At 54.0% G+C, this 18,396-nt stretch carries 18 protein-coding genes and 2 pseudogenes; 12 read left to right on the top strand and 8 right to left on the bottom strand.

Annotation, left to right across the window (positions count from 1 at the left end; all coding sequences use genetic code 11):
- Positions 1-21 precede the first annotated feature (21 nt).
- Positions 22-768, top strand: coding sequence for a bifunctional NADP-dependent 3-hydroxy acid dehydrogenase/3-hydroxypropionate dehydrogenase YdfG (gene ydfG / locus D5067_RS12445; RefSeq protein WP_119934384.1), 747 nt, complete (start codon positions 22-24; stop codon positions 766-768).
- Positions 769-858: 90 nt separating this feature from the next.
- Positions 859-1,545, top strand: coding sequence for a GntR family transcriptional regulator (locus D5067_RS12450; protein WP_119934385.1), 687 nt, complete (start codon positions 859-861; stop codon positions 1,543-1,545).
- Positions 1,546-1,580: 35 nt separating this feature from the next.
- Here the strand turns inward: D5067_RS12450 and D5067_RS12455 are convergent, their stop codons facing one another.
- Positions 1,581-2,012, bottom strand: coding sequence for a universal stress protein (locus D5067_RS12455; protein ID WP_119934386.1), 432 nt, complete (start codon positions 2,010-2,012; stop codon positions 1,581-1,583).
- A 286-nt stretch (positions 2,013-2,298) separates the two neighbouring features.
- Here D5067_RS12455 and ydfZ point away from each other — a divergent pair, with 286 nt between their 5' ends.
- On the top strand, positions 2,299-2,502 hold the full coding sequence (gene ydfZ, locus D5067_RS12460) for a putative selenium delivery protein YdfZ (RefSeq protein ID WP_119934387.1): 204 nt from the start codon (positions 2,299-2,301) through the stop codon (positions 2,500-2,502).
- A gap of 43 nt (positions 2,503-2,545) precedes the next feature.
- Here ydfZ and D5067_RS12465 read toward each other — a convergent pair whose 3' ends face one another.
- The 5 genes from D5067_RS12465 to D5067_RS12485 all read right to left on the bottom strand — a co-directional run bounded on the left by D5067_RS12465 (position 2,546) and on the right by D5067_RS12485 (position 8,367).
- Positions 2,546-4,009: a mannitol dehydrogenase family protein gene (locus D5067_RS12465; RefSeq protein ID WP_119934388.1), complete on the bottom strand. Its 1,464-nt coding sequence runs from the start codon at positions 4,007-4,009 to the stop codon at positions 2,546-2,548.
- A 224-nt stretch (positions 4,010-4,233) separates the two neighbouring features.
- A complete protein-coding gene (locus D5067_RS12470; RefSeq protein ID WP_119934389.1) occupies positions 4,234-5,607 on the bottom strand; it encodes an MFS transporter in 1,374 nt (457 codons plus the stop codon).
- A 73-nt stretch (positions 5,608-5,680) separates the two neighbouring features.
- Entirely contained in the window at positions 5,681-6,700 is a 1,020-nt protein-coding gene (locus D5067_RS12475; RefSeq protein WP_119934390.1) for a Zn-dependent oxidoreductase, read from the bottom strand.
- A 14-nt stretch (positions 6,701-6,714) separates the two neighbouring features.
- Positions 6,715-7,929, bottom strand: coding sequence for a D-mannonate dehydratase ManD (gene manD / locus D5067_RS12480; protein ID WP_119934391.1), 1,215 nt, complete (start codon positions 7,927-7,929; stop codon positions 6,715-6,717).
- Positions 7,930-8,040: 111 nt separating this feature from the next.
- Positions 8,041-8,367, bottom strand: coding sequence for a YnfA family protein (locus D5067_RS12485; protein ID WP_119934392.1), 327 nt, complete (start codon positions 8,365-8,367; stop codon positions 8,041-8,043).
- 152 nt (positions 8,368-8,519) lie between these two features.
- On the opposite strand from D5067_RS12485, the gene D5067_RS12490 reads away from it, so the two are divergent.
- Both D5067_RS12490 and speG read left to right on the top strand, forming a co-directional pair.
- Positions 8,520-8,858 carry a DUF1283 family protein gene (locus D5067_RS12490; protein WP_119934393.1) on the top strand — a complete coding sequence of 113 codons (339 nt, stop codon included), beginning with the start codon at positions 8,520-8,522 and terminating at the stop codon, positions 8,856-8,858.
- Entirely contained in the window at positions 8,858-9,418 is a 561-nt protein-coding gene (gene speG, locus D5067_RS12495) for a spermidine N1-acetyltransferase (RefSeq protein ID WP_119934394.1), read from the top strand. Before D5067_RS12490 ends, speG begins: the two co-directional genes overlap by 1 nt.
- Before the next feature lie 17 nt (positions 9,419-9,435).
- On the opposite strand, the gene D5067_RS12500 is transcribed toward speG, so the two are convergent.
- Positions 9,436-10,104 carry a YnfC family lipoprotein gene (locus tag D5067_RS12500; RefSeq protein WP_374208614.1) on the bottom strand — a complete coding sequence of 223 codons (669 nt, stop codon included), beginning with the start codon at positions 10,102-10,104 and terminating at the stop codon, positions 9,436-9,438.
- 284 nt (positions 10,105-10,388) lie between these two features.
- On the opposite strand from D5067_RS12500, the pseudogene D5067_RS12505 reads away from it, so the two are divergent.
- The 7 genes and pseudogenes from D5067_RS12505 to D5067_RS12535 form a co-directional block, all read left to right on the top strand.
- Positions 10,389-10,592 (top strand): annotated as a pseudogene (locus D5067_RS12505) (type VI secretion system tube protein Hcp); the annotation flags it as partial.
- Positions 10,593-11,039: 447 nt separating this feature from the next.
- Positions 11,040-11,333, top strand: coding sequence for a DUF1161 domain-containing protein (locus D5067_RS12510; protein WP_119934396.1), 294 nt, complete (start codon positions 11,040-11,042; stop codon positions 11,331-11,333).
- A 132-nt stretch (positions 11,334-11,465) separates the two neighbouring features.
- Complete coding sequence (ynfE, locus tag D5067_RS12515) at positions 11,466-13,904, top strand: selenate/tellurate reductase subunit YnfE (protein ID WP_119934397.1); 2,439 nt, start codon at positions 11,466-11,468, stop codon at positions 13,902-13,904.
- A 54-nt stretch (positions 13,905-13,958) separates the two neighbouring features.
- A pseudogene (locus D5067_RS12520) lies at positions 13,959-14,048 on the top strand (dimethylsulfoxide reductase); the annotation flags it as partial.
- Between the two features lie 43 nt (positions 14,049-14,091).
- The gene (gene dmsD, locus D5067_RS12525) at positions 14,092-14,706 is read left to right on the top strand and encodes a Tat proofreading chaperone DmsD (protein WP_119934398.1); all 615 of its coding nucleotides are present in this window, start codon (positions 14,092-14,094) and stop codon (positions 14,704-14,706) included.
- A gap of 296 nt (positions 14,707-15,002) precedes the next feature.
- Entirely contained in the window at positions 15,003-15,497 is a 495-nt protein-coding gene (locus D5067_RS12530; RefSeq protein ID WP_119934399.1) for a putative pterin-binding protein, read from the top strand.
- A 17-nt stretch (positions 15,498-15,514) separates the two neighbouring features.
- Entirely contained in the window at positions 15,515-17,443 is a 1,929-nt protein-coding gene (locus tag D5067_RS12535; RefSeq protein ID WP_119934400.1) for a putative bifunctional diguanylate cyclase/phosphodiesterase, read from the top strand.
- A 65-nt stretch (positions 17,444-17,508) separates the two neighbouring features.
- Here D5067_RS12535 and D5067_RS12540 read toward each other — a convergent pair whose 3' ends face one another.
- Positions 17,509-18,393 (bottom strand): LysR family transcriptional regulator, encoded by an 885-nt coding sequence (locus tag D5067_RS12540; RefSeq protein ID WP_119934401.1) that lies wholly within the window; start codon positions 18,391-18,393, stop codon positions 17,509-17,511.
- Positions 18,394-18,396: the final 3 nt, after the last annotated feature.

Raw genomic sequence — 18,396 nt, forward strand, 5'->3', positions numbered from 1 at the left:
AAAGCGTTGAGGAACAGTGAGATGATTATTTTAGTTACCGGGGCGACAGCGGGTTTTGGTGAAAGCATCACGCGTCGCTTCGTCGCCAACGGGCATAAGGTGATTGCTACGGGTCGTCGTCAGGAACGTCTGCAGGAGCTGAAAGAGGAGCTGGGTGACAGCATCCTGACCGCACAGCTTGACGTCCGCAACCGCGCCGCCATCGAAGAGATGATGGCAAACCTGCCCGCAGAGTGGCAGGCCATCGACGTTCTGGTCAACAACGCCGGCCTGGCGCTGGGCATGGAGCCTGCGCACAAAGCCAGCGTCGAAGACTGGGAAAACATGATCGACACCAACAATAAAGGGCTGGTGTACATGACGCGCGCGGTATTGCCGGGAATGGTTGAACGTAACCGCGGTCACGTGATCAACATCGGATCTACGGCCGGAAGCTGGCCTTACGCGGGCGGTAACGTCTATGGCGCGACAAAAGCCTTCGTACGCCAGTTTAGCCTGAACCTGCGCACCGACCTGCACGGGACCGCCGTGCGCGTCACCGACATCGAGCCTGGCCTGGTGGGCGGTACCGAGTTCTCCAACGTGCGCTTCAAGGGCGATGACGCGAAAGCGGATAAAACCTACGAAAACGCCAACGCGCTGGCACCGGAAGACATCACTGAAGCGGTCTGGTGGGTGGCAACGCTGCCAAAACACGTCAACATCAATACCGTCGAAATGATGCCGGTCAGTCAAAGCTTCGCCGGGCTGAGCGTCCATCGCGGCTAATCTGCCCTTCCCGGCCTGCGGGCCGGGTATGTGATGGTCGTTAAAAGAATGGTAGTATGTTCAGGTTAACTCTCTGAGAAACCACAACCCATGGCCGCTGAATCCCAACTTAATCCTACCCAGCCCGTTAATCAGCAGATCTATCGTATTTTGCGACGTGACATCGTTCACTGCCTGATCCCACCGGGTACGCCGCTCTCTGAAAAAGAAGTGTCCGTGCGTTTTGACGTGTCCCGACAGCCCGTGCGCGAGGCCTTTATTAAGCTTGCGGAAAACGGCCTGATTCAGATCCGTCCGCAGCGCGGCAGCTATGTTAATAAGATTTCGCTTTCTCAGGTACGTAACGGCTGTTTTGTGCGTCAGGCGATTGAGTGCGCCGTCGTGCGCCGCGCCGCCTCGCTGATTAACGACAACCAGCTTTATCTGCTCGAACAGAACCTGCATCAGCAGCGTATTGCGATAGACCGCAAGCAGCTGAACGACTTTTTCCAGCTGGATGATGAATTCCACCAGAAGCTGGCGCAAATTGCCGACTGCCAGCTCGCGTGGGACACCATTGAAAACATCAAAGCCACCATCGACCGCGTGCGCTATATGAGCCTGGATCACGTTTCGCCGCCGGAGATGTTGCTCCGTCAGCACCACGATATTTTTAATGCGCTGAACAAGCGTGACGCTGAGGGCGTAGAAAAAGCGATGACTCTGCACCTGCAGGAAATTAGCGAATCGGTGCAGCTCATTCGTCAGGAAAACAGCGAGTGGTTTAGCGAAGAATAATCTTCGCCGCCGCCTTTCGGCGGCGGCGAAGCTTTTTAGCGGACTACCAGGACCGGAATAGTGGCATAGCGAAGGATTGATTCGGCATTCGAACCAAGCAGGTGGGTCGTCATGCTCGGGTTTTTCGACCCGATGACAATCACGTCATATTCCCCTGCTTTGCTCAGTTTAATAATTTCGTCACGCACGTTGCCGAAACAGACCTTACAGTGAATATTGTCCGGCGAGAGATCGAAGAGACGTTTTAACGCCGTCATTTTTTTCTCAGACTCCGCGGTCATATACTCTTCAAACTTCTTAATATCCGCGTTGAATCCGCGCAGCAACGAGCGGCTGCTGTTAGGCAAAATGTTTACCAGAGTAATGGTTGCGCCTTCCGCCTTTGCGAGGTTAGCCGCGTGGCGCACCGCCTTATCGCTCAAGTCCATTTCAAATACATCAACAGGCATCAAAATCTTTTTGTACATAAGCCTGACTCCTAATTCCGATGAGAGGATTATTTCCTGCCTTAAGAGTGCCATTAGCAATATAAACAAACCCTCAACGCTTGCAGGGGTAAATTATCCATTAAGGAAAATAACTGTCCACTTTGTAAATTACCGTCCTGAATCGTCAGCGGCCGCAGAAAGAACAAAAAAGCGTGACCTTGATCAAAAACAAATATTTTATGCGAAGAGAGGCGTATTAATAATGCCCGTCAACGGCAGCACGCAAAATAGCGCCGTAGCGGATAGTTAGAGAGGAGAAAATACCATGATGACATACGACCGTAACCGTAACGCCATTACCACCGGCAGCCGGGTCATGATCAGCGGCACTGGCCGCACCGGCCTGATTAAAGCGATTCACAGCGAGGGCCTCGACGCCGCGCAGGTGCGTCGGAGCAAAACGGTGGAAGTGGAAGGATGCGAGGGTAAGTTCGAACCGATTGAGCTGATTCGCCTGGGCATGCACTGATCCGGGTAACGACATGCCGCCACGAATGGCGGCATGTGCGTAATTACAGCTGCGCTGCGTAGTGCTTAACCGTCGCTTTTGCCCCCTTCTGCAGCAACGTCTGATACGCTTTCATTACTGCATCAACGAAGACCGCTTCCTGCGGGAGCTCTTTACCAAAGATAGCCTCAATGCCCAACAGCGCTTTCACCCGGCTTTCGCCTTCCGCACTGCCGTTTACCGCAGCCTGAATGACCGCCAGCTGCGGGTCGCTTACGTCTATCACGTTCCCCTGCTCGTCCACGCCACCCACGTAGCGCATCCAGCCTGCTACGCCCAGCGCCAGCAGCGGGAAGCTCTTCTGGTGCACCAGATGCCAGCGTACGGAATCAAGCATACGCTGCGGCAGCTTCTGGCTGCCGTCCATAGCGATCTGCCAGGTGCGGTGACGAAGGGCCGGGTTGCTGTAACGCGCAATGAGCAGATCAGCATAGTGGGCTAAATCGACGCCTTTCACTTTTAGCGTTGGCGCCTGCTCTTTTAGCATCAGCGCATGTGCCGCAACGCGATAATGTTCATCTTCCATGCAGTCGTTAATATGCTGATAGCCCGCCAGATAGCCAAGGTAGGCCAGGAACGAGTGGCTGCCGTTAAGCATACGCAGCTTCATCTCTTCAAACGGAATGACGTCGGACACAAGCTCTGCGCCCGCTTTTTCCCACTGCGGACGCCCGGCAACAAAGTTATCTTCAATCACCCACTGGCGGAACGGCTCGCAGGCCACGCCCGCCGGATCGCGAACGCCAGTCAGCTGTTCGATTTTTTCCAGCGTTTCGGCAGTGACCGCGGGAACGATACGATCCACCATGGTTGACGGGAAGGTCACGTTGGCCTCAATCCAGTCCGCCAGTTCGCTATCAACCGCGCGGGCATAGGCGCAGGTGACGTTACGCATCACATGACCGTTCTCCGGCATGTTGTCACAGGACATGACGCTAAAAGCGGGCAAACCGGCCGCTCTGCGGCGCGCCAGCGCTTCTACCACCACGCCCACAGCAGATTTCGGCTGATGCGGGTTTTGCAAATCGGCAACAATAAACGGATGATCGAGCATCAGCTGTCCGGTCGCCGGAGAGTGGCAGTACCCTTTCTCGGTGATGGTCAGCGAAACAATCGCCACCTGCGGTTCGCACATCGCGGCCAGAACGGTTTCCAGCCCGTCAACCTGCGCGTGCAGGGCCTTTTTGACGGCGCCGACCACGCGCGCCGTCCACGCGTCGGCAGACATTTCCGCCACGGTGTAGAGATTATCCTGCGCCTTAAGATCGGCAATCTGCTGTTCGCCACCAATCAGGTTAACTTCACAGTAACCCCAGTCGCTGTTGTGTTCAGCTGCGAGAATGTCGGTGTACACCGCCTGGTGCGCACGGTGAAATGCACCAAACCCTAAATGAACAATGCGTGACTTAAGGCTGTCGCGATCGTACTGAGGCTGCGTCGCGTTCGCCTGTAATAACCGGTTTTCCATGATTGAGACTCGTTAATTTATCAAAGCTGAGATCCGCAGCCGCTCTGTTATCAGAGCGGCCGCGCCTGCTTACTACACCAACTAGAATGGCAGTTGAGGTAAAAAAATATCTGCCATCAACCATACTGAACCTTCATTTTCAGATATTGATTTATATTAACTTTTGTCCATGTGGTGTGACATGAATGATAAGTTGTGTGATAAGTCACTCAAGATATAAACCACTAGCGTCTTGAAGAGAGTGCGCCATACGCAACGCGCTCTTTGTGAGGCACTTCGGCGGCATCCTCCGCGAGGCTCAAATCACGGTCACGCACTTCTGGCATCAGAACGGCAGAGATGAGCCCAATCACCGAATAGACCATCAGCATGGCGACGATTGGCCACCATGAACCGGTCATATTGCAGAATATCCCAGCCAGCACCGGCCCAAAACCAACGGCGACCAGACCGCCTGCCTCTTTAGAGATCGCCATGCGGGTAAAGCGATTACGCGAGCCAAACATCTCCGCCATGGTGATATTTTCCAGCGCGAACAGCCCCAGCACCGCGACGTTATGGATAACGATAATCGAGAGCATGATCGTGCCCGGCGCATAGCTTTTATCGACGATGATCGACAGCATCGGGTAGGCAAGGATGATGGCTGAGATATTGAGAATAATATACGGCAGACGGCGCCCGACTTTATCCGACAGCCAGCCGAGTAGCGGAATAGAGATAAAGCCGAGGAAGGAGCTGATCATCAACGCATCGGTTGGGATTGCCTTATCGAACAGCAGCGTCTGCACCAGATACCCTGCCAGAAATGTCTGGATTAAACCGGAGTTGCCCGCCTGTCCAAACCGCAGGCCGGTCGCCAGCCAGAAGGACTTGCTTTTAAACATCGCGCCGAGAGAGGTTTCTTGCGCTGCTGGCGCCGCTTCAGCCTCATTTACTTTCTCAAATACCGGGCTCTCTTTAAGGTTCATTCGCAGCCAGATTGCGAAGATCATTACCACCACGCTCGCGAGGAACGGGATACGCCAGCCCCAGGCAACAAGCTCTTCACGGTCGAGAGCAAAGAACATGACCGCCCAGATAGCCGTCGCGCTCAGCGTGCCGCAGTTGGTGCCCATCGCGACCAGCGAGGAGATGATGCCGCGCTTCCCTTTCGGCGCGTACTCCGCCAGCATCGTACCCGCGCCGGAGATCTCCGCCCCTGCGCCCAGCCCCTGAATAATGCGCAGCGTGACCAGCAATACGGGCGCGAAAATCCCGATTTGCGCGTACGTCGGCAGCACGCCAATCAGGGTGGTGCAGATCCCCATCATGGTGATAGTGATAAACAGCACTTTTTTACGGCCAATGCTGTCCCCCATTCTGCCGAAAATAAAGGCCCCCACGATGCGCGCAATATAGCCTGCGCCGTAAGTCCCCATCGCCAGAATGAGCGCCATCGCAGCGGACTGTTCCGGGAAGAATATTTCATGGAAAACGAGCGCGGCCCCCAGCGAATAGAGCTGGAAATCCATAAACTCCAGCGCTGTGCCGAGCCAGCCGGACACGGCGGCTTTTACCAGATCTGAGGTCGTTCTTTGAGGTTGTGCTTGAGTCATAATGGCTATCTCTAAAGGGTAAGATGCGTACCACTCAGAGCCTGTCTGCGCAGGCTCTTAACCGCGTGAAGTGTTATTGTCCGAACGTGAGCAAAACCTTGCAGCACTGCCGCTGGTCTTTTTCAAACAGCTCGATTGCGTCTGTAACGTGGTGATAGTCAAAAGTGTGGGTAATCAGTTTTTCAGGGTCGATCAGCCCCCTCTTCAGCCAGTCAATCACGACCGGGAATTTGTTGGCGTTCAGGCGCGAGGAGAAAATCGACAGCTCTTTGCCGGTGATGCCCTGCTGTACTACCTGGCTCGGCTCGCTGGAGAACCCCATCAGCACAATGCGTGCCGCCGGAGAGGCCAGGGCTATTGCCTCCTGCAAAATCGACGGATGGCAGGCGGCGTCAACAATTAACGTCGGCTTGATCCCTTTCTCATCCAGCGCAGTCTGAAGCGACTGCTCGCCGTTGTTGAATACCCAGTCAGCCCCGCTGCGCTGCGCCATTGCCAGGCGCTCGTCAATCCTGTCCACGACGATGACCTGCTTCACCCTGTAAACGCCCTTTAGCGCCTGCACGGTGACCAGCCCCATCGGGCCCGCGCCGTAAATCAGGGCAACGTCCTGTTCGGTTGGCTTTGCGTGGCCCGTCACGTTGGCGGCAATGGTGAATGGCTCCACCATGACGGCATGTTTATCGGGGATCGTATCCGGGATGTGCCATGCGTTTTTATCGGGCACAACGGCGTACTCGCTAAAGCCGCCGTCGCGGTGGACGCCCAGCACCACCAGCGAGGTGCAGACGTTCGGTTTGCCCACCGAGCACGGATAGCAGTGTCCGCAGTTGATTACCGGGTCCACCGATACGCGCTGGCCGACACGGGCGCTATCCACGCCCTCGCCCACGGCGTCTATGACGCCAAAAAACTCGTGTCCGATTACGCGCGGATATTTGGCAAAGGGATTGTGGCCGCGGTAGATATGGCTGTCTGAACCGCAGATCCCCGCAAGCGTGATTTTGACGCGCACGTCGCCGGCTTCGGGTGTCGGGAGCGGACGCTCTTCTATTACCAGTTCATCAGGCTGTTGAATCACTACGCTTTTCATCGTGCATTCCTCATTTACCAGTTCCACAGCGTGCCGTCTTCTAAGCGTGCGACCGGAAGATAGGCCGGATCGTACGGGTATTTTGCGGCCAGCTTCTCGTCAAACTCGATGCCCAGGCCCGGCTTGTCGCCCGGGTGCATATAGCCGTTGTCGAAGCGCCAGCTGTGCGGGAAGACTTCGAGCATCTGCTCGGAGTAGCCCATATACTCCTGCACGCCGAAGTTCGGCACCCACAGGTCGAAATGCAGCGCGGCGGCGTGGCAAATCGGCGACAGATCCGACGGCCCGTGCGAGCCGGTGCGCACCTGGTAGAGCGACGCGAAGTCCGCGATACGGCGCATCCCGGTGATCCCTCCCGCATGGGTAATGGTGGTGCGAATGTAGTCAATCAGCTGTTCTTCGATGAGCTGTTTGCAATCCCAGATGCTGTTAAACACTTCACCCACCGCAACAGGCGTGACGGTATGCTGGCGTATCAGGCGGAAGCACGCCTGGTTCTCGGCAGGCGTTGGATCCTCCATCCAGAACATGCGGAATGCTTCGATGCTCTTGCCAAATCGCGCGGCTTCTATTGGCGTCAGGCGATGGTGCATGTCGTGCAGCAGGTGTTCATTGAAGCCAAACTTGCTGCGCACGGCATCAAACAGCTTTGGCGTGAAGTCGAGGTATTTTTCAGTGGACCACAGCTGCTCTTCCGGCCAGTCGCCTTTGGTCGCAGGCTCGTACGCCAGCCCTTTTCCTTTAGACATGCCGTAGGTGGTTTTCATTCCCGGCACGCCACACTGCACGCGAATCGCCTTGAAGCCCATCTCTTTATGGCGGGCGTAATCCTCCAGCACGTCGTCAATGGTATGGCCGGTGGTATGGCAATAAACCATCACCCCTTCGCGGGATGCACCACCCAACAGCTGATAGAGCGGCATATTGGCGGCTTTGGCTTTGATATCCCACAGCGCCATATCCACGGCGGAGAGAGCCGACATGGTGACCGGCCCACGGCGCCAGTACGCGCCTTTATAGAAGAACTGCCAGATATCTTCGATTCGGTGGGCATCGCGGCCAATCAGCTGCGGACAGAGGTGATCTTTCAGGTAAGAAGCAACGGAGAGTTCGCGTCCGTTCAGGGTGGCGTCGCCAAGCCCCACGATTCCCTCATCGGTGGTGATTTTGAGGGTGACAAAGTTACGCCCCGGGCAGGTAACAAATACTTCAGCCCCGACAATCTTCATAATCCAGTTCCTTGCATCGCTCGTTGTGATGAAGGAAATTTACGCAACTACACTACTACCATACAAGTATAATGATCATAAAATCAGCGAGAGATCACAAAATAAGGGCGCTTATGCGCGCCCCCAGCCTGCCACAATGATCAGCATGCCGCACAGCGCAACCAGCGCGCCGGCCCAGTCGTACACGCTCAGCCTGACGCCGTCGACGACCCGCAGCCACAGCAGCGCGGTGCAGACGTAAACCCCGCCGTAGGCCGCATAGACTCGCCCGCTGGCGGCGGGATGGAGGGTCAAGAGCCAGACAAACAGCGCCAGCGCAACGCCTGCCGGGATCAGCAGCAATACGGACGCCCCCTTCTTCAGCCAAAGCCAGGGTAGAAAGCACCCGATAATTTCACACAGCGCGGTGGCAAAAAAAAGCAGCGTCGTTTTGATCATTTTTAGGTTTTCGTGAGGATTGATTTAGACATCATACGCGATAATGGCCTTTACTTTTCCATACCTGCGGCGCGGGTATGCCGCAATTTCGGTTTGGTGTAGAATCGTGGCTGGGTTAACCGATTATCTGCACCCACTTTAAAGGAAACGCTATGACAACATTAAGCAAACGCCTTTGTCTGACAGCCCTGCTGGCGCTGTCCTCGTTCGCCTTCGCCACAGCGGCTACGGCCGAAACCAGCAAACTCATCATTGAGTCTGGGGATAGCGCGCAAAGCCGCCAGAACGCCGCCATGGACAAAGAACAATGGAATGACACCCGCAACCTTCGCCATAAGGTAAACACCCGCGCTGAAAAAGAGTGGGACAAAGCAGACGTTGCGTTCGATGCGCGTGATAAGTGTCAGCAAAGTGCAAACACCAATGCGTACTGGGAGCCAAACACCCTGCGCTGTCTGGATCGCCGCACTGGCCGTACGGTTGCGCCGTAATGTCAGCAAAGTATGACATTAAGCTTCGTCCGCTGGAGCGAGAAGACTTACGCTTTGTCCACCAGCTCGACAACAACGCCAGCGTAATGCGCTACTGGTTTGAAGAGCCTTACGAGGCCTTTGTTGAGCTGTCGGATCTCTATGACAAGCACATTCACGATCAGAGCGAACGCCGCTTTGTCGTGGAGTGCGAAGGTGACAAAGCGGGTCTGGTCGAGCTGGTTGAGATCAACCACGTGCACCGCCGCGCGGAATTTCAGATCATCATTTCTCCCGAGCATCAGGGAAAAGGACTGGCGTCACGCGCCGCCAGGCTGGCGATGGACTACGGGTTTAACGTCTTAAACCTGTATAAGCTCTATCTCATCGTGGATAAAGAGAACGAAAAGGCAATCCATATTTACCGCAAACTCGGGTTTATGGTGGAAGGCGAGCTGATTCACGAATTCTTCATCAACGGAGAGTACCGCAACACCATCCGCATGTGCATTTTCCAGCATCAGCATCTGGCCGGGCATAAATCATCTGCCGCCAGCCTGTTGAAACCAACCGCGCAGTAACCTGCGCGGTTTTATTCTCAGTAATATTCAATATTGTTTTTAATGGTGTAGTTGCGTTCAACGGCGGGTTTGACGCTGTCGTCGGAGATCGTCAGATCGCAACTTACCGGGTTGTTGTGTCTGTCGTAATCGCAGCTCTGCTTCACGACCCCCATCGGTTTATCGTTCAGCATACTCACCGCCGTATAGTCCATTCGTTTACGCAGATCTTTCGACGGCGTCGACTGTACGGACAGGTGCTGTTCGCCAGAGACGGTGGTTTTCCCCAGCGGATAGCCATCGGCGTCATAGCGGTATTTTACTTCCATCTCTTTACCGTGTGCCGCCACCACAAAACCGTTGTCATCTGTGTCCCAGGTTACGCCGGCTGACGGCAGCTCTGCCAGCTGGCATTTTCCCTGCAGTTTGACCTTCTGCTGCTGCGTTTCGGCATCAAGGTAATAATTCGCGTCCAGCACCAGCGCAACGCCCGTGTTGGCTTCCAGATCGTGCAGCTCCAGAGTATCGAAGCACCCTTCTGCTGACATCGTGCCGGTCACGCGTTTGGACACTTCGCCCTTATCGTTAAACAACGTCTGGGTAAAGTCTTTGACCGGTCCGCGCAGAGGGTCAAAATCAAATTCATTCGAGAAGCTCGCCATCTCCGGCGTGAATGACAGCGGTGCAGAATTGTTGTCGCACCCCATCAGCGCTGTTGCCAGTAGCGATATCGCTGCGTATTTCTTCACATTATTTACCGTTTCTGAACGTTGTTGCCAATCATATTAGCAAATACAGCAAGTTAAGCAGTAGTGATTCAGCTTCTCGCTTGAGAGCGACCTTCTGCTCGGGAAAGGCATATCCTTGATCAATAATATAAAAAGAAAGCATAAACACATGAAATATATGATTTATAAATAACATCCTTTGCCTACCTGAATGGAAGCTCTGTATGTTAACTGACCTTCTTTTTTTGGAATGGAGCTTCAAAATGGCAATTCCTGCCTACCATTGGCTGAAGGACGATGGCGGTACCGATAACATGACGGGGAAAATAACGGGTACGCGCGTGCATAGCGCTCTGGTATTCGAGAAAGAGTTCGACAGTTCAAGCCCTCATCTCTACAAAGCTGTGGCAAAAGGGCAAACGCTGAAAAGCGCCGAGTTCAAATGGTACAAAATCAACGATGCAGGTCACATCGGAATTAAAAGCCCCTGGCACAATACAGGTGTATTGATGAACGCAAAAAAATTGCTCTTGTATGGATCGTAGAAACGCTCATTTTCTTTTTAATATATACATTCATGTGTTACATAATGCCAGACGTGCTGCTTTACGACATGTACACAAGAAAATTTTGGATTTGTTACTGAGTTAGACTGGAGTGAACACTACACGTTAGGACTTTTTATATTTTCATTTTTGTTCAATGCACTCTTAATATACGGGTGGGCATTAAAAAAGAAAATGTAATTTATCGGGCGGCAGTATGACCGCCATCTTCCCCTCCCATTCTGGGCATATCATATCAAACCAGACAACGGCGCCGTTGATCAGAATATTCAGAATGTTACTGTCAAAAACAGACACTTACACGAACCCTGCTAAAATAAACCTACACACAGAGAAAAGGAGCAACACATGAAACGGTTACCCTGGATTACCGCCCTGCTGTTAATGAGCGCGTCAACGGCTGCTTTAGCCGCCCCTGATTCCTGCGAGCGCGTAAAAAGCGACATTCAGCAGAAGATCATCAACAACGGCGTGCCTGAATCAGGCTTTAGCCTGAACATCGTGCCGAACGATCAGGCGGATAAGCCCGATGCGCAGGTGGTTGGTCATTGTGCTAACGATACTTTTAAAATTTTATACACTCGCACGGGAAGCGGCGCGGCATCCGGCAATCAGGACAACGCCCCTGCTGAACCGCAGTAATTTCACCTCAATCCCCCTTGGTTTGATGAGGATTAATATTTAATACCCCCAAATAAGTAACACTCACCCCATCATTAGCCCGGTCGTAATCACGGGTGAAAATAATACGCAATTCCAATGATGGGGTGAGTCATGTCTGAGGACGTTAATCACGGCGGAATTAGCCGTCGAGCTCTTGTTAAATCCACTGCGCTGGGTTCTCTGGCGCTGGCTGCCGGTGGCATATCGTTACCTTTTGGTCTTAAAACCGCTGCCGCCGCGGTGCAAAAAGCCGTCAAGCCCGCAGAAGATAAAGTGGTGTGGGGAGCCTGTTCGGTTAACTGCGGCAGCCGCTGTGCGCTGCGACTGCACGTACGTGACGATGAAGTGTACTGGGTCGAAACCGACAATACGGGCGATGACATTTACGGAAACCATCAGGTTCGCGCCTGCCTGCGCGGGCGTTCCATTCGCCGCCGCATCAACCACCCTGACCGTCTGAACTACCCCATGAAACGCGTGGGCAAGCGCGGCGAAGGCAAGTTTGAGCGAATCAGCTGGGACGACGCGCTGAATATCCTCACCGCCAGCCTGAAAAACGTGGTGGAAAAGTACGGCAACGAAGCGGTCTATATTAACTACTCCTCCGGCATTGTTGGGGGTAACATCACCCGTTCCTCCCCTTACGCCTCGCTGGTGGCCCGCCTGATGAACTGTTACGGTGGCTTCCTGAGCCACTACGGCACCTACAGCACCGCTCAAATTGCCTGTGCAATGCCCTACACTTATGGCACCAACGACGGCAACAGCACTTCGGATATCGAAAACACCAAACTGGTGGTGATGTTCGGCAACAACCCGGCGGAAACACGCATGAGCGGCGGCGGGATCACCTACTATCTTGAACAGGCTCGCGAGCGTTCCAATGCGCGGATGATTGTTATCGACCCGCGCTACACCGACACCGCAGCCGGACGTGAAGACGAGTGGATCCCGATCCGTCCCGGCACCGATGCGGCACTGGTCGCCGGTATCGCATGGGTATTGATTAACGAAAATCTGGTTGACCAGCCGTTCCTCGATAAATACTGCGTTGGCTACGACGAAAAAACGCTGCCGGAGGGTGCCCCCGCAAACGGGCATTACAAAGCCTATATTCTGGGTCAGGGTGACGATGCCACGGCGAAAACGCCAGAATGGGCCTCGCGCATCACCGGCATTCCTGCCGGGCGCATTATCAAGCTGGCCCGCGAAATTGGCGAGGCTAAACCCGCCTGTATTTGCCAGGGCTGGGGTCCGCAGCGCCAGGCAAACGGGGAACAGACCTCCCGCGCCATCGCGATGCTGCCGATCCTGACCGGCAACGTGGGCATCAACGGCGGCAACAGCGGCGCGCGTGAATCCACCTATACCATCACCATCGAGCGAATGCCGCTACCGGATAACCCGGTGAAAACGCAAATCTCCTGCTTTAGCTGGACGGACGCGATTGCCCGCGGCCCGGAAATGACCGCGTTTCGCGACGGCGTGCGCGGTAAAGAGAAGCTCGACGTGCCGATTAAGTTCATCTGGAACTACGCCGGAAATACCCTCATCAACCAGCACTCGGATATCAACAAAACGCACGACATTTTGCAGGACGAGAGCAAGTGCGAAATGATTGTCGTCATCGACAATTTTATGACCTCATCCGCGAAGTATGCTGATATCGTCCTGCCAGACCTGATGACCGTCGAGCAGGAAGACATCATCCCTAACGACTACGCTGGCAACATGGGCTATCTGATCTTCCTGCAGCCCGCTACCGCGCCGAAATTCGAGCGTAAGCCTATCTACTGGATCATGAGCGAAGTGGCAAAGCGCCTCGGGCCGGATATCCATCAGCAGTTTACCGAAGGCCGCACGCAGGCGCAGTGGCTACAGTATCTGTACGCCAAAATGATCGAAAAAGACCCGCTGCTGCCCTCCTATGATGAACTGAAAAAAATGGGTATTTATAAGCGTAAAGACCCGAACGGGCACTTCGTAGCCTATAAAAAATTCCGCGACGACCCGGATGCCCATCCTCTGAAAACGCCGTCGGGCAAAATTGAAATTTACTCCAGCAAACTGGCGGAAATTGCCGCCACCTGGGAGCTGGCAAAAGACGAAACCATTACCCCGCTCCCGGTCTACGCGTCGACCTTTGAGGGCTGGGACGCGCCTGAGCGCAGCACCTTCCCGCTGCAACTGTTCGGCTTCCACTTCAAAGCCCGCACCCATTCCAGCTACGGCAATATCGATGTGCTGCAGGCAGCCTGCCGCCAGGAAGTGTGGCTCAACCCCGTCGATGCCAGCAAACGCGGCATTAAAAACGGCGATATGGTGCGCGTCTTTAACGATCGCGGTGAAGTGCGAATTGCGGCTAAAGTCACGCCGCGGATTATGCCCGGCGTGAGCGCGATGGGCCAGGGCGCCTGGCACGACGCCAACATGAACGGCGATCGCATCGACCACGGTTCGTGCATCAACACGCTGACCACGCACCGCCCTTCGCCGTTGGCGAAAGGCAATCCGCAGCACACCAACCTGGTGCAGATCGAGAAGGCGTAAGGAGTAACCGATGACAGCCCGGTATGGCTTTTTTGTGGATCCCAAAGCCCTGCCGGTAATATCCTCGTTGTGCTGGGCGAGCTGCCTGGCCGTGGTCTTTTCTATGGCCTGCATATGACCGCAGGTATGGCGATTGCAGGTTAACAAAGTGCGCGGGGACCCCCGCGCATGCGTAAGGAATGTTGTAATGACTGAAGTATCACATCGCGCATCTTTTGCCTTCAGCGCCAGAGTATTGGGCGCACTGTTTTATTATGCCCCGGACAGCGAGCAGGCTGCGCCGCTGGTAAATGCCCTCACCGCGGGTGACTGGACGCAGGACTGGCCGCTGGAGCAGGAAGCCCTGCTGCCCGTAGCCGAGACGTTTCGCTCCCCGTCAGAGGAAGCAATAAAAGATGCCTGGCAGCGTCTTTTCATCGGTCCCTATGCGCTGCCTGCACCGCCGTGGGGTTCCGTCTGGCTGGATCGTGAATCCGTGCTGTTTGGCGACTCCACTCTCGCGCTGCGCCAGTGGATGCGTGAAAATCACATCGTCTTTGAGATGAAGCAGAACGAGCCGGAAGACCATATTGGTACGCTGCTGCTGCTGGCCGCGTGGCTGGCTGAGAACGGTCGCGACGCCGAATGCGACCAGCTTCTGGCCTGGCATTTGCTGCCGTGGAGCACGCGTTTTCTCACCGTCTTTACCGAGAATGCAGAGCACCCGTTCTATCGCGCGCTCGGAGAACTTACCCGGCTGACGCTCGCAGACTGGCAGTCAACATTGCTGGTCCCTGTCGCGAAAAAAACGCTCTACCGTTAATCACCTTCTGGCTTGCTCACCGCGCTTGAGCAAGCCAGGCTCGCCTGCCCCCAATCCGCTAAAATACCCCCTGCTCTGGCGGGATAACGCCAGCGACAGCCCACGCCGGTCGGCGTTTATCGTCACGTCCAGATGCGCCCCGGCAAATCCGCTATTATTCAAATGGTGTAGCGCACCGCGGGGAAGCGCCAGGAGAAAGAATGGACTGTCACGTTAATAATAATCAGGCGCCGTATATTAATAGCATAATATCTAAATTATAATTCTTTCACGTATGGTCCACAGGTGAGGTTAGAATGCGGTTAATTGTCATGTTGTTAAGCTTGGTTGTCTCCACACAGGCCCTGGCGAGTGAGCTTGCCAGGCCTGCCGGTAAAGTTCTCTTAACCCTCACTGGTAATATTCAAAATACAAATGAAGACGGCAAAGCCGTTTTTGATCTCGCCAGCCTTGAGAAGCTGGGTGTGGTCAGCTTCCAGACAACGTCGCCATGGTATAATGGCCGCACGACCTTTACGGGTATTCCGATGCAAAAACTGATGGATTACGTTGGCGCGAAAGGTTCAATCGTTACGGTCACGGCGCTTAACGACTACACTACCGTTCTTCCCCTCAGCGATTTCAAAAAATACAATGTCATCCTTGCATTAAAAGTAAACGGTGAATATTTACGCATCCGTGATAAAGGCCCGACATTCATTGTGTATCCTTATGACAGCATGCCTGAACTGAATAACCAGATTTTTTATTCAAGGTCTGCCTGGCAGGTCAGCAGAATGAATATTGAGTAGGCGTTCAAAGGAGCATCATGAACAGAATACTGGCTGGCATCATATTTTCCCTGTTTATATCTACCGGGTATATCTCTTTCCTGGTACATGAAAGGCAGCAGGAGTTACAGAAACTGACGCACTACGCCGATTCCTGGTCGGCTGCCCAGCTGGTATCAGAATATTACCGACTCGAATCATGGCTTGGTCTTTACACGATCGATGACACGATGAAGGTCGATGACGTACGCCTGCGTCTCGACATTATGCTCAGCCAGAGCGATTTAACGAAAGAAGGTGATTTAGGGCATTATATCGAAAGTAATAAATCCCATCTTCAACTGGCCGCCCAGCTGGAAAAGACGCTGGATTATCTGGACGTTCACCTTGAAAAAATGAACCGCTCAGAGCTCGAGTCTTACCTGAAAATAATGCACACGCTTGATGCGCCACTGAGCCGTCTTTCATCCGGTGCATTAGACAAAGACGTTAACTCCATTAATAACGCCAACGTCAAAATTCAAACGCTGTACTATATCTACTCGGCGACGTCTGTACTGCTGATCATACTGAGTGCGATACTGGGTATTCTGATTTTTTTCCAGAACAGAAATATTCTGAAGGCGCACCTTCAGGTAAAGAGTCTTGCTGAAGAGCTGCAGAAATCCAAAGAAAAGCTGCAGCTTCAGAATGCCAGGCTGGAATATGACGTCTACCACGATTCTCTTACCGAGATGAATAACCGCCAGTCTTTCTGGGGGCATCTTAATAAAACAATAGAGATAGCGGAAAAAAATAATAACTCCGTCACGGTCATGCTGTTTGATTTAGACCGGTTCAAGGAGGTCAATGATACTTACGGGCATGATGCCGGCGATATATTACTCCGCCAGATCTCCCTCCGCTTGCTGTCAATGGGCCTGACGTCGGATACCCTTTACCGCCTGGGCGGCGATGAGTTTGCGTTTCTCTCAAGTGGCCTGACGGAAAGCAGTGCCGTTTCGCGCGCGCAAAGCATATGCGATGCAATCAACCAGCCTTACACTATTTATAACGCTATTGTGAATATAACCACCTGTGTCGGCATTGTTAACTCAGAGACGGAGCGCCGCTCCGACTATCTCTATAAATTTGCCGATCTGGCCCTTTATGAAGCCAAAAAAGAAGGTGCCGGGAAGATAAAGGTCTTCCGTCAACGCATGTTAGATAAGCTGCAGGAGAGCAGAACGCTCGAGCATGACATGTCACTGGCAATTATGAATAAAGAATTCGTGGTTTATTATCAGCCGATTGTAGATTCCTTCACGCAAAAAATTTACAGCTATGAAGCCCTTATTCGTTGGATACATCCTTTGAAGGGGCTCCTGTCACCGGACAGCTTTATTCCCGCAGCTGAAAAAACAGGCATGATAAACGAGATGGGGAAATCGGTGCTCGAAATGGCGTGCAGGGAAGCGGCTTCCTGGGCTGTTCCGGCTAAAATTTCAGTCAACGCCTCCCCGGTTCAGCTAAGCAGCAAAGCGTTTGCTGGGATCGTGATGAACATTCTGAAAGAAACAGGGCTTCCGGCCGATCGTCTTGAACTGGAAGTGACGGAGTCCTCTCTCTTTACGGAGAGCAATACGCCGATGAATACGCTGAATAAGCTCAAAGCCCTAGGCGTGAAAATCTCCATCGATGATTTTGGCACGGGATACTCTTCTCTTTCGCGGCTTAGCAAGCTTGCGTTCGATAAAATCAAAATAGACAAATCCTTTGTGCATTCTGTATCTACTCAGGAAGACGCCCTTACCATCATCAAACTCATCACTGGCATGGCTAAATCCCTCAATATGAAGGCCGTTGCAGAAGGTGTCGAAACGCAGCAACAGCTCGAAAGCCTTCAGGCGCTGGGCTGCGATTTTGCACAAGGCTATCTGTTTGGTAAACCTCAGCCTTGTATCGCTGATGAGATTAAAAACGGTTGAGTGCCGTTCTCTCTTTGAACGGCAACGCCGGGGGGCTTTATCTTCCCGGCCTGTACGAAGGGTGTCTATATTTTGAGCGTATCAATCACCGCCCGCAGGGCGGGCGTCACGTTGCGATGGGGATAGTAAAGGAACAAGCCCTCCATGCGCAGGCTGTAACGCTGTAACACGCGGATAAGCGTTCCGCGCGCGATATCCTCTTCCACCAGCTCCACCGGAACATAGGCCAGCCCAAGCCCCAGCCGGGCGGCCTCGGCTTCCATATAGCTGTCCGACAGCGCCCACTGGCCTTCAGGCCGGTGAGTGACCGTCTTCCCGTCCTGAACCAGCTCCCATTGGTAATGACTGCCGTCGGCAAACTGATAGGCAATGCAGGGATGCGTCGCTAAATCCGCGGGCGCCTGCGGAAAACCGTAGCGTCGCATGTGTTCCGGCGTGCCCACCACGGCCATTTCCATATCGGGCGTGATGCGCACGGCGATCATTCCCTGACCTACTTCCGGCCCCAGCCGGACGCCCGCATCGAAACGCTCGGCGATAATGTCGACGAACCGGCTTTCATTCATTAGCTCAAGCCGAATATCCGGATAACGTTGTTTAAATACGGCAAGCCTGGGGAGGAGACATTTATCGATGGCGTGCTGGCTGGCGTTGATACGGACCGTGCCGGACGGCGTTTCGCGAAAATGCGCCAGCGTAGCCAGGCCGTTATCGAGCGTTTCAAACGCCGACTCGGCGGACTGATAGAGCCGTTCCCCCGCGTGGGTGAGGGACAGTTTTCGCGTTGTGCGCACCAGCAGCTGGACGCCCAGCCGCTCTTCCAGCTCGCGTACCGAACGGCTGATCCCCGATTGCGCCAGCCCGAGCCGGTGCGCGGCTGCCGTAAAGCTTCCCTCACGCACCACCTGCATAAACAGGTAAAGCTCATTGTAGTTTTCCCGTTTCGCCATCCT

The sequence above is a fragment of the Enterobacter huaxiensis genome, assembly GCF_003594935.2.
In the GTDB taxonomy this organism is placed as follows: domain Bacteria; phylum Pseudomonadota; class Gammaproteobacteria; order Enterobacterales; family Enterobacteriaceae; genus Enterobacter; species Enterobacter huaxiensis.